This window comes from Enterobacter cloacae complex sp. I1M, assembly GCF_014982425.1.
Taxonomy (GTDB): domain Bacteria; phylum Pseudomonadota; class Gammaproteobacteria; order Enterobacterales; family Enterobacteriaceae; genus Enterobacter; species Enterobacter intestinihominis.
In genome coordinates this window covers 1-11145 of sequence record NZ_JADCLG010000023.1, presented here as the reverse complement: position 1 = coordinate 11145, position 11145 = coordinate 1, and the positions used below count along the sequence as shown (strand labels likewise).

General features: G+C 54.8%; 13 protein-coding genes and 1 pseudogene. 10 read left to right on the top strand and 4 right to left on the bottom strand.

The window, feature by feature from the left end:
• Positions 1-5: 5 nt before the first annotated feature.
• The 8 genes and pseudogenes from INF86_RS14340 to INF86_RS14305 all read left to right on the top strand — a co-directional run bounded on the left by INF86_RS14340 (position 6) and on the right by INF86_RS14305 (position 6069).
• Entirely contained in the window at positions 6-515 is a 510-nt protein-coding gene (locus INF86_RS14340) for a GNAT family N-acetyltransferase (RefSeq protein WP_193543642.1), read from the top strand.
• A 9-nt stretch (positions 516-524) separates the two neighbouring features.
• The gene (locus tag INF86_RS14335; RefSeq protein WP_023300190.1) at positions 525-1451 is read left to right on the top strand and encodes an amino acid ABC transporter permease; all 927 of its coding nucleotides are present in this window, start codon (positions 525-527) and stop codon (positions 1449-1451) included.
• Positions 1435-2208, top strand: coding sequence for an amino acid ABC transporter ATP-binding protein (locus INF86_RS14330; RefSeq protein ID WP_022648226.1), 774 nt, complete (start codon positions 1435-1437; stop codon positions 2206-2208). Before INF86_RS14335 ends, INF86_RS14330 begins: the two co-directional genes overlap by 17 nt.
• 9 nt (positions 2209-2217) lie before the next feature.
• Positions 2218-3104: pseudogene (locus tag INF86_RS14325) on the top strand (transporter substrate-binding domain-containing protein).
• A gap of 166 nt (positions 3105-3270) precedes the next feature.
• Positions 3271-3888: a glutathione S-transferase family protein gene (locus INF86_RS14320; protein WP_022648224.1), complete on the top strand. Its 618-nt coding sequence runs from the start codon at positions 3271-3273 to the stop codon at positions 3886-3888.
• Between the two features lie 37 nt (positions 3889-3925).
• Positions 3926-4156 (top strand): tautomerase PptA, encoded by a 231-nt coding sequence (pptA, locus tag INF86_RS14315; RefSeq protein WP_022648223.1) that lies wholly within the window; start codon positions 3926-3928, stop codon positions 4154-4156.
• Positions 4157-4341: 185 nt separating this feature from the next.
• Positions 4342-5343, top strand: a complete 1002-nt coding sequence (locus INF86_RS14310) for a Kdo(2)-lipid IV(A) acyltransferase (protein WP_193543641.1) — start codon at positions 4342-4344, stop codon at positions 5341-5343.
• 90 nt (positions 5344-5433) lie between these two features.
• The gene (locus INF86_RS14305) at positions 5434-6069 is read left to right on the top strand and encodes a helix-turn-helix domain-containing protein (RefSeq protein ID WP_193543640.1); all 636 of its coding nucleotides are present in this window, start codon (positions 5434-5436) and stop codon (positions 6067-6069) included.
• Positions 6070-6208: 139 nt separating this feature from the next.
• Here the strand turns inward: INF86_RS14305 and INF86_RS14300 are convergent, their stop codons facing one another.
• On the bottom strand, positions 6209-6685 hold the full coding sequence (locus INF86_RS14300) for a GNAT family N-acetyltransferase (protein ID WP_022648220.1): 477 nt from the start codon (positions 6683-6685) through the stop codon (positions 6209-6211).
• A gap of 85 nt (positions 6686-6770) precedes the next feature.
• Here INF86_RS14300 and INF86_RS14295 point away from each other — a divergent pair, with 85 nt between their 5' ends.
• Positions 6771-7706: a LysR family transcriptional regulator gene (locus INF86_RS14295; RefSeq protein ID WP_022648219.1), complete on the top strand. Its 936-nt coding sequence runs from the start codon at positions 6771-6773 to the stop codon at positions 7704-7706.
• Here the strand turns inward: INF86_RS14295 and INF86_RS14290 are convergent.
• Positions 7701-8003 (bottom strand): helix-turn-helix transcriptional regulator, encoded by a 303-nt coding sequence (locus tag INF86_RS14290; protein ID WP_022648218.1) that lies wholly within the window; start codon positions 8001-8003, stop codon positions 7701-7703. The genes INF86_RS14295 and INF86_RS14290 overlap by 6 nt on opposite strands.
• Before the next feature lie 161 nt (positions 8004-8164).
• On the opposite strand from INF86_RS14290, the gene fusA reads away from it, so the two are divergent.
• Positions 8165-10267 (top strand): elongation factor G, encoded by a 2103-nt coding sequence (fusA, locus tag INF86_RS14285; protein ID WP_023300184.1) that lies wholly within the window; start codon positions 8165-8167, stop codon positions 10265-10267.
• 67 nt (positions 10268-10334) lie between these two features.
• On the opposite strand, the gene INF86_RS14280 is transcribed toward fusA, so the two are convergent.
• On the bottom strand, positions 10335-10760 hold the full coding sequence (locus tag INF86_RS14280) for a DUF3828 domain-containing protein (protein ID WP_003857021.1): 426 nt from the start codon (positions 10758-10760) through the stop codon (positions 10335-10337).
• A 3-nt stretch (positions 10761-10763) separates the two neighbouring features.
• Entirely contained in the window at positions 10764-10976 is a 213-nt protein-coding gene (locus tag INF86_RS14275) for a hypothetical protein (RefSeq protein ID WP_223862043.1), read from the bottom strand.
• Between the last annotated feature and the right edge of the window lie 169 nt (positions 10977-11145).

Sequence of the window (11145 nt, the reverse complement as noted above, 5' to 3'; positions counted from 1 at the left end):
GCGCTATGCTTGAACAATTTCGTGACGTTTCGCCGGAAGATGCCGATCTTCAACCCATTATCGCGGGGCTTTTCGGTGAGTACGCCGCTCGTTACGGCGACTACTTTTCAAAGGATGCGGAAGTCGAGCTGACAGAGTGGTACCTGGCGCCGCAGGGGCTGTTTATCGTCCTGGAGCGCGATGGCGAGATCATCGCCACCGGGGCGTACAAGCCCTTCGACGAACATACCGCAGAGATCAAACGTATCTGGACGAATAAAACGCTGCGCCAGCAGGGACTGGCCGCGCGCGTGGTACAGGAGCTGGAGCGCCGGGCGGTGCTGGCGGGTTACAGCCACATCTACCTGACTACGGGGTTTCGTCAGCCGGAGGCGGTGCGGCTCTATCTCAGTCAGGGGTATCAGCCGCAGTTCGATCTCAACCGCGACCCGGAAGAGTATAGCCAGCCGCCGTTCGACGGTCGGCTGCGTTTCACCAAGACGCTGATCCGCGAAGCGCTCAGCAAAACCGCATAAGGAGCGACGATGAGCAACGTTGAAACCATAAAAGTGGTCCCGGCACGTTATCCGCTGCGCGCTGCTGGCGCCGTGGTGGCGCTGTTTGTGCTGGCGGTCGTGATCCAGTCCGTGGCCTTTAATCCGCGCTGGGAATGGGCGGTATTTGCCCGCTGGTTCTTTGACCCGGTGATCCTCGAAGGCGTCGGACAGACGCTGCTGCTGACGTTGATAAGCACCGTACTGAGCGTGGTGATTGGCGGCATGCTGGCGCTGGCTCGGCTCTCGTCATCATGGCTGTTGAACAGCCTGGCGTGGGGTTACATCTGGCTGTTCCGATCGCTGCCGCTGATCGTGGTACTGATTATCCTCTATAACTTCTCCTATCTCTACGACACGCTCTCTCTCGGCGTGCCTTTTACCGGCATTACCTGGGGCAGCTTTGAAACCATCAACGTTCTCGGGCAGTTTTCTACCGCCATCGTGGGGCTGACGCTGGTGCAGAGCGCCTATACTGCGGAGATCATTCGCGGGGGCTTCCTTGGGGTCGACCACGGTCAGTATGAGGCGGCCGCTGCGCTGGGTCTGCCGGCGTGGCGTCGCACCGTGCGCATAATTCTCCCCCAGGCGCTGCGCACCATCCTGCCGTCCGGGTTTAACGAAATCATCAGCCTCGCCAAAGGGACGGCGATGGTTTACGTGCTGGCGATGCCGGAACTGTTCTACACGATCCAGATGATCTACAACCGCACCCAGGAGGTGATCCCGCTGTTGATGGTGGGGGCCGTCTGGTATCTGGTGATCACCACCGTACTGTCTGCCATCCAGCATGTTATTGAGCGTGGACTCGCCCGCAGCGAGCGCCGCTCCGCCGTAAACCAGAGCCGGGCGACCAGCCGCGCGCGTTCCGTCACCACTTCGTCAGCACAGGAGCCCGTTCATGCAAGCCTCTCCTGAAGGACACATTTCCATAACCGGCGTCAGTAAGTTTTTTGGCCGACATAAAGCGCTCGATAACGTCACGCTTGAGATCCCACCGGGCTCCGTGACGGTGATCCTCGGACCCTCTGGTTCGGGAAAATCGACGCTGCTGCGCACTATTAACCATCTGGAGCGCGTAGACGAAGGCTTTATTCAGATTGACGGGGATTACATCGGCTATCGCCGTCAGGGTGACAAACTCTACGAGCTCAAAGAGAAAGAGATCCTCAAACAGCGCGTCAACGTTGGGTACGTGTTTCAGAACTTCAATCTTTTTCCGCATCTTACGGTGCTGGAAAACCTGGTTGAAGCACCCATCGCGCATAAAAAGTTCAGTAAAAAAGAGGCTATTGAAAACGCCTACAGCCTTCTGGATGTGGTAGGTCTGCGCGATAAAGCCGATGCCTGGTCGCGTCACCTCTCCGGCGGCCAACAGCAGCGCATCGCCATTGCCCGCGCGCTGGCGCTGCGCCCGCGCGTGATGCTGTTTGATGAACCAACCTCGGCGCTGGATCCGGAACTGGTTGGCGAAGTGCTGGACGTGATTAAAAAGCTCGCCCGCTCCGGCACTACGCTGGTGGTGGTCACCCATGAGATCGGCTTTGCCCGGGAAGTGGCGGACCAGGTGGTATTTATGGTCGACGGTAAAATTGTGGAGCAGGGCAGCAGCGACGACGTGTTAAACCGACCGTCGCATCCGCGAACGCGCCAGTTCCTCTCAAAAGTGCTGTAAGGAGCGCAGATGAAATATGGACTCCTGGCGGGGCTGGTCTTCACGACAGCGAGCCACGCCAGCATTGATTTAAAGGCCAACGAACAGCCGCTGCCAGTGACGGTTGATCAACAGGCAGTGGCGAAAATCCCGGCGAACTATAAATTTGTTGAGCCGGGTACCCTCACGGTGGCGATTTCAGCCCTGAATTCTCCGCCGCTGGCGCTGCTGGCCAGTGATAACCGCACCCGTATTGGCAGCGACCCGGATATCGCCCGGTTGCTGGCGGGCAGTCTGGGGCTGAAGCTGAAGCTGGTGCCAACGGCGTGGGAAGACTGGCCGCTGGGGATCACTTCCGGGCGCTATGACGTGGCGTTGGTGAATATCGCCGTCACCGAGCAACGTAAGGAGAAGTTCGATTTTGCAACCTATCGCGTCGATTCCCTGGCCTTCTCGGTGAAATCCACCAGCAACGTACAGTCGATCACCAGTGGGAAGATCTGGCCGGTAAAAAGGTGATTGTCGGGTCAGGCACCAATCAGGAATGTATTCTGCTGGGCTGGAACGAAGAGAATAAAAAGGCCGGACGCGAGCCTGCGTTGCCGGTTTATCTGACCGACGACGCCTCAGGCAATCTCTATATTCAGTCCGGCAGGGCGGATGTCTTCTTTGGACCGCAGTCCGTTTCGGCCTACAAAGCCGCGTTAACCGGCAAAACCCGCGTCGTGGGATTAGGCCCGAAGAAAGCCTATGTCGCCACCACAACCAAAAAAGGCAATGGGCTGGTGTATGCGTTGCAGGCTGCGCTGGACGGTGCGATTAAGCGCGGGGATTATCAAAAGGTGCTGGCGCGCTGGGGGGAAGCGGGCGAAGCGGTGACGTCTTCAGACGTTAATCCGCCCGGGATAACCTACTAATGGTGCTCTATACCCTAAATAATTCGAGTTGCAGGAAGGCGGCAAGGGAACGAATCCCCGGGAGCGTACATAAGTACGTGACTGGGGTGAGTGAATGCAGCCAACGCACCTGCAACTTGAAGTATGACGGGTATACACTTAGGGTTTTCATCCCTGAGGAGGCAACATGATCAAACTCTATGGCGTACCCGGCTGGGGATCGGCAATCAGTGAGGTGATGCTGACTCTGGCAGACATCCCGTATCAGTTCGTCAACGTGGATGGGTTTGACCAGCCCGGCCCGCAGCGCGAATTGCTGTTGAAACTGAACCCGCTGTGCCAGGTGCCGACGCTGGAGCTGGAAAATGGGGCGATCGTGACGGAAACCGCGGCGATCGCCCTGATGGTGCTCGACAGACGACCCGACCTCGCGCCGCCCGTTGGGCAGGCCGAGCGCCAGCAGTTTCAGCGCCTGCTCATCTGGTTTGTGGCGAACGTCTATCCCACCTTTACGTATGCAGATTACCCGGAACGCTGGGTGCCTGATGCCCCGGAACAGCTGAAGAAAAACTGTATTGAGTACCGGAAATCCCTCTATCTGTGGTTTGACAGCCAGCTCAGCGCCTCGCCTTATGCCTTTGGCCAACAGCTTACGCTGCTTGACGTCTATATTGCCGTCGTGCGTACCTGGGGGCCAGGTCATGAGTGGTTTACCACCAACGCACCTAATATCACCGCCATCGCGGATGCCGTCTGCGCGTTGCCAGAACTGCACAAGGTGCTAAAAGCTAACGACATAATCTGATAACGTGGAACGCTAACCTATAAAAGGAGCCCTGCCCATGCCTCACGTTGATATCAAATGTTTTCCACGCGATCTGACTGACGAACAAAAAACGGCCCTGGCGGCGGATATCGCCGAAACGATAGTCCGTCATCTGAACAGCAAAGATCGCTCAATCTCCGTGGCGCTTCACGAAGTCCAGGAAGCTGACTGGAAGGCGCAGGTCTGGGATACCGAGATTGGACCTAAACTGGATGAACTGATTAAGAAGCCCGGCTATTCGATGTAACTCGCCTGCCGGGTGGTGCAGTATCACCCGGCGATCCCCGCCTTTCATTCCTTTCGCAAAAATCGATAATAAACAGCACAACGTTTCCGCTACAATTCACTCCTCCGAACAATATTCGTTAAATCAGCAGGTAAGCACTACAACTGCACCAGATTAAGTACAGATAGTAAAAGGATAATTTTTTCATGACAAAATTACCTCGGTTTTCACTCGCCTTTATTCATCCTCGTTACTGGCTCAGTTGGGCAGGCATCGCCGCACTCTGGTGTACGGTCCAGCTCCCATATTCGCTTCTGTTAAAAGCAGGGCACGGACTCGGGCGTCTGGCCATGCGTCTGCTTCCACGCCGCGTGGCAATCGCCAGACGAAATCTTGAGCTTTGCTTTCCGGAGATGAAAGAGGGTGAGCGCGAGCGTTTGCTTGAGCGTAATTTTGAATCGGTTGGAATGGGCGTCATCGAAACGGGCATCGCGTGGTTCTGGCCTGACTGGCGCGTGCGCAAACACTTCAGCGTGACCGGCTACGAACATATGGAACAGGCAAGGGCGCAAGGAAGGGGCGTGGTGCTCATTGGCATGCATTTTCTCACGCTGGAATTAGGCGCACGCATCTTTGGCATGCTCAACGCGGGTATTGGTGTCTATCGTCCCAACAACAATGCATTGCTCGACTGGCTACAGACGCGCGGTCGTCTGCGTTCCAATAAAACCATGCTCGACCGTTACGATTTGAAGGGCATGATCCGCGCGCTTAAGCAAAACGAGATCCTGTGGTATGCCCCGGATCACGACTATGGAAAAACGAATAGCGTGTTTGTGCCGTTTTTTGCCGTCCCGGACGCCGCGACAACTGCCGGGAGCTATATGCTGGTGAAGAGTGCCAGACCGGCCGTGATCCCGTTTGTACCACGCAGAAAAGCAGACGGCACAGGGTATGAGCTGATTATCCTGGACGATATTAGCGATACCTTGCAGGGAGGCGATAAAGTGGCCGTGGCTACGCAGATGAACAGGGCGATTGAGCGTGCGGTGATGATGGCACCCGAGCAATATATGTGGCTGCATCGTCGCTTCAAAACGCGTCCTGAAGGGCAACCGGACCGGTATGCGCGAAAAAAACAGGTCCAGTCCTCAGTCAGAACTTTCGCTGCCAGCGATATGTCGGATCGGTCGAGTATCCAGCAGTAACACAGGGGGCGGATGCCGTTGCGCTCCGCCCTTTATAAAATCTGCGCCGCTGGATAGAATTACCGCATCCACCTTGTCGGGATGCAAAATATGACCGGAAGAGTCGACTATCACCTTGAAAAATATATCCTCACCGAAGTCGCCGAGCCAGAACGTCTGACCCGCCAGTGGGCAGATGTGATGCGCGAGTGTCGCGAGCAAAAATCCGGTGCGGAAGAGCGTTTGCGTCTCGCGCTGCTGAATGTGGATTATGTGACCAGCTTTGAGCTTCCCTTCCGGTTACTCCTCACCCGCGCCCCGCAGTTGATTGATGGGATCAGAAATGAGTTCCAGCTCAGTCAAAAAAATGTCCTGTTCAACGGCAAGCGGTTTGGCTGCGTTTACAGCCTTAAACAGGACCTGGAAAGTGTTCCTGACGAATTTACCTATCACCTGAAAACGCGGATCCAGCGAAGCGACAGCACTGGCGGAAGTGAAGTACCTTACCGGCAAATTGCACAGCAGGTGAAAGCGCCCAGGGAACGACTCAAACTGGCACTCGAAAATGGACTATCTGTAACGGCGCTCGACGGGCTTTTCTGGTTTGGCATTCAGCGTATCGCGGCCGATGTGCAGAGGCTAAGAAAAACGGGCACGAGGATTGTGACGTCAGAGACTGAGGTGTTTGATACGCTAACGATGACAACCCGGCGGATCCCTGTCTATAGCCTGACGCAGCCGGAATGAGCCTCGGTCGCTGAATCGTCGAGCGTCTCAGAGAAGACAAAAAAGGCGGTAATCTCTTTCTCAGGTATACCGTGCTTCAGCAACGCTTTCATTGACATTATGCCCCTTAGAAAGAGGGGCGTTTCACGCGATGGCATTGCTACTCAGCAAATGCCCGCAATGCCTCGCCATCAAGACGATAGCGTACCCATTCGGACTGCGGTACCGCGCCGATGCTCAGATAAAAATCAATTGCAGACTGGTTCCAGTCAAGCACGCTCCATTCCAGCCGGCCGCAGTGACGTTCCACTGCGCATTGCGCGATATTTTTAAGCAGTGCTTTTCCCGCACCCTTGCTGCGGTATTCCGGGGAGACATACAAATCTTCCATATAGATGCCGTTGCGACCAAGCCAGGTGGAATAGCTGGTGAAAAAAACGGCATACCCCACAGCATGGCCTGCATATTCGGCAACCAGCGCTTCGGTTTTACTGTCTGCACCAAACAGCGTTTTACGGATTTCGTCCGGCGTGGTGACCACTTCTTCTGGCGCTTTTTCATAGACTGCGAGTTCGTAAATCATATCGTATATTGCCGCTGCATCTTCAGGTCGCGCCTGACGAATCGTAATGCTCATTCCTTTCCCTTTATCTTTGTTTGTAGTTGATGGGGATAAGCATAAAGGCTAATGTCAGAAGAATTAAGTGCAATGAAATCAATAAATGATGAATATTATGCATCCAGCCTTAAGGCGCCTTGATTTAAACCTTCTGCCGGTTTTTGACGCGATTTATCGCCACAGTTCCGTTCGACTTGCGGCAGATGAGCTGGCGATGAGCACCTCGGCGCTCAGCCATGCCCTGTCACGTCTGCGTGTTTCGCTCAACGACCCGCTGTTCTACCGGGAAGGACATCGAATGTGTCCCAGCGTCTATGCCACCCAGCTTGCGCCAGTTATTGCATCGGCCCTGAAATATCTCGACCAGGAGCTGTCGCCGCAGCCGGAATTTGATCCTGCTATCAGTACAGCGTGTTTGCAGATCGCGATAACGGACTTTACCGCGTTCTGCATATTCCCTGCGCTCATGAATACGCTTCAACATGCGGCGCCTGGCTTGCGTCTGGAATTACGATATTTGCCGCACAGCCCGGCGTTGACGGAATTACTGGCAGGAGAGGTGGATCTGGCCCTGGGATTCAGCACCATTGAGGATCGCCGGTACCCGGAGCTGGAAGAGATCAGCTGGTTCGAAGATGAATATGTGGTGATTAGCAATGCGAGCCGGAGCGCGCTCACGCTGGAGGATTATCTCGCCGCCCGGCATCTTGTGGTTACGCCGTGGAATGAGAAGCAGGGGGTGCTGGATTTGCAGCTGGAACGCATGGGTTATACCCGACACATTGCGATCAAAACCCCGTCTATGCTCAGCGCCCCGTTTGTTATTGCAGAAAGCGATCTGCTGATGGCGTTACCGCGATTCGCCGCTGAAAAGCTGCTGCCAGCTACCCGTATTAAAATTTTTGATTTACCGTTCCACATCAGTCCGTTTGAAGTAAAAATTTATTCGCACAAGCGCAGCGGGAAACGAGGCGTCACGAACTGGCTCAAAGCTACGCTGCGCGCGCTGGCCGAAGGGCAACAGTCAGAGCGCTTATGATTTCGACTGTAACAGGATTGCCATCAGCCCCGGAAAGCGGGCGTCCAGATCTTCTCTTCTCAGTGAAATCATATTCTCGCGCCCCTGCGGGCGCTGCCAGATCACGCCGCTGTCGCGCAGTACACGCCAGTGGTGAGTCATGGTTGATTTCACCACCTCGTCCGGGCGCAGCGCGTTGCAGCTCAGCTCACTGCCGTCGGCCAGCCGTCGAATAATCGCCAGCCGCAGCGGATTGCCGAGGGCGAACAGCACATTTTCCAGCAGTATTTGTTCAGGTTCCGGGTGGTTTGGGATCATCGTTTTCCTGCGTCTCGCGTGAGATTGAGCTATATCAACAATAGGTCAACCGTTAAAAAATAGTTCGATAATACTCGTACAATAGGACTATTATAACAAACGAACAAACACGCGACTATCCTGGTCGTCACAAACCCGTCATGAAGACGTAAGGAAATATCATGCCCCGACCCATTCCACTCGAACGTTATCGCAACATCGGTATCTCCGCGCATATCGATGCGGGCAAAACAACCACCACTGAGCGCATCCTGTTTTACACCGGGATGAGCCACAAGCTGGGTGAAGTACACGATGGCGCGGCAACCACCGACTGGATGGCGCAGGAGCAGGAGCGCGGGATCACCATTACGTCGGCGGCGGTGAGCTGTTTTTGGCCCGGCATGGACAGAGGCTTTGAACCGCACCGCATCAATATTATCGACACCCCCGGGCATGTGGATTTCACCATTGAGGTGGAACGTTCCATGCGTGTGCTCGACGGCGCGGTGATGGTTTATGACTCCGTCGGCGGCGTGCAGCCGCAGTCGGAAACCGTCTGGCGTCAGGCGAATAAATATCACGTCCCGCGTCTGGCATTCGTCAACAAAATGGACCGCCCGGGTGCGGATTTCTTCCGCGTGGTGCGGATGATGCAGGAGCGGCTGAAAGCTAATCCGGTCCCGATTGTGATCCCCGTGGGCGCAGAGGAACACTTCACCGGCGTGGTTGATCTCATCAAGATGCGCACCATTCTTTGGGATGATGCAACCCAGGGCATGGCGTTCACCTACGCGCCGGTGCCCGACGATCTGCTGAGCACCGCGCAGACGTGGCGAGAAAAAATGGTCTCGTCTGCGGCAGAAGCCAGCGATGAGCTTATGGATAAGTACCTTGAGACGGGCGAACTGGATGAAGCGGAAATCATCAAAGGGCTACGGATCCGGACGATCTCCGGTGAAATACAGCCCATGCTGTGCGGCAGCGCTTTCAAGAACAAGGGTGTGCAGCGCATGCTCGACGCGGTGATTGAATTGATGCCGTCTCCACTGGACGTGCCCGCTATTGATGGGGTAGACGAAGATGGACAGCACGCCGAGCGCCACCCAAGCGATGATGAACCATTCTCTGCGCTGGCCTTCAAGCTGATGAGCGATCCATACGTCGGACAGTTGACCTTTATTCGTGTCTATTCCGGCATACTGCGCAAAGGCGACGCGGTTTATAACCCGGTAAAGGGCAAAAAAGAGCGAATCGGGCGCATCGTGCTGATGCATGCCAACGACCGCCATGAGGTGGACGAGTTGCGCACAGGGGATATCGCAGCCTGTGTCGGGCTGAAAGACGTCACCACCGGTGACACGCTGACCGACCCGAATGCGGTGATCACCCTTGAAAGGATGGAGTTCCCGGACCCGGTTATTTCGCTGGCGATTGAGCCGAAAACCAAGGCCGATCAGGAGAAAATGGGGATCGCCCTACAGCGCCTGGCGGCGGAGGATCCGTCTTTCCGCCTGCACACGGACGAAGAGTCCGGTCAGACCATTATCTCCGGGATGGGCGAACTGCATCTCGAAATCATCGTTGACCGCATGAAGCGTGAGTTTGGCGTTGAGGCAAACATTGGTCGTCCGCAGGTCACCTACCGTGAAACCCTGCGTAAAGCGGTGAAGGATATTGAAGGTAAATTTGTCCGACAGTCCGGCGGGAAAGGGCAGTACGGTCATGTGGTCCTGAGTCTGGAGCCGTTAGCAGCCGGAAGTGGTTTTGTGTTTGAAGATGCCACCAAAGGCGGGGTAGTGCCGCGGGAGTACATCCCGTCGGTGGAAAAAGGCTTGCGAGAAGCCATGAATACGGGTGTGCTGGCGGGCTATCCGGTTGTCGATGTGAAAGCGACCCTGACGTTTGGTTCCTACCATGACGTTGACTCCTCGGAGATGGCCTTCCGCATGGCGGCGATCCTCGGCTTCAAAGAGGGCGCGCGGCGGGCGGATCCGGTTATTCTTGAGCCGGTGATGCACGTTGAGGTGGAAACGCCGGAAGAGTATGCCGGGAACATTATGGGCGATCTCTCCTCCCGCCGCGGCATGGTGCAGGGGATGGCAGAGCAGTACGGCAGCCAGATTATTCGCGCTGACGTCCCGCTGGCTGAAATGTTTGGCTACGCCACCACGCTGCGCTCGATGTCCCAGGGGCGCGCGACGTATACGATGGAGTTCCATCATTTTGCGGAAGCTCCGCGGAATGTGGCGGATGAGATTATTGCGAAGCGCGTGAAGAGTTAATTAATTGCACATGGTAGTCATTTGGCTACCATGTGCCTTTATTATTACGACAGGGAGTTTATGCCTGCTACTTAATTAGCGTCGCCGATCGCACTTTCCATTTTCCTTGCTCTTCAACGAGACAATCTGCAATAACATGATCTTGCTTCTTACCAAATGCGACATAGACGTTTGTGCAAACGGCGTCAAAATCAGAATGTAAGACGGTTATCTGATTCCAGTCATCATCCCAGTCCTGCGCTTTGATAAACATATCCGCATCGGGCATATCTTTGTCGTTACTGTCGCCAGAGTACATTTCTTTAATTGCTGCAATGGTCCCTGAGGCTACGTACTCGTTCATAATGTCTGGATTGAGTACGGGCGGTTTGTTCTGATCTAACTGCGCTATATACCATTGATTGAATTTAAGCGCCGCCTGACCCGGTGCATAAATGTTTTCTGCGGCCGCGAGCGGAGACAGGGCGAACAGTAAAAAGTAGAGTGGTTTCATTAATCATGCCTGAACAGTTCGTAATGAGGTTGTATGTTGCGGTAAGCCTGCATTGACTAATGTGCGCCCCATATCTTTTGCCAGACGCGTGTTGGGGATTTTTAATCGACCACCCGCTCTGATCGCTTCTGTTACGTAACGAGCACAATAACCCGTGCTGCTGGGTTGCGCGTGTGATTTCGCATATGATATTGCGCCATCTTTGTTCCATGACATGGATATTTCCTTTACGAAAGATTGTTTATGCAACAGCTTCTGAAATATCCTCCGTTTAACATCGTTATGATAAACATAAAATGCCATAGAAATTTTATATAATTCAGATGGGTATAATTAAAAAATCAATCCAGCGCCTTCACCATCTTCCCACTCGTCACAAACGTCC